Below are 225 nucleotides of genomic sequence, written 5' to 3'. Positions count from 1 at the left end.
CGTGCGCGATATTGTGGATGCAGTTTGCGCCACATCTGACGAACTGCGCTGGAAATTCCCTGCTCTGAAAAAAATCCATCTGACCCGCGAAGTGACCTTTATTACCACCCAGGACCTCGCCTACATGTACCTTGCCAAGCAGCAGCATGCAAAGGCGGCTCTGGCCGATACCGCCACCCATGGTCAAGGGCAACGAGCCATCCAGCAGCATTTTGTGGAAGGGGA

General features: G+C 55.1%; 1 pseudogene. It reads right to left on the bottom strand.

Annotated features, from left to right (window positions below):
- Positions 1–112: 112 nt before the first annotated feature.
- Positions 113–225: pseudogene (locus H6B10_RS18205) on the bottom strand (aspartate--ammonia ligase); the annotation flags it as partial.

This window comes from Gemmiger formicilis, assembly GCF_016901605.1.
In the GTDB taxonomy this organism is placed as follows: domain Bacteria; phylum Bacillota; class Clostridia; order Oscillospirales; family Ruminococcaceae; genus Gemmiger; species Gemmiger formicilis_B.
This window is presented reverse-complemented; position numbering and strand designations above follow the sequence as displayed.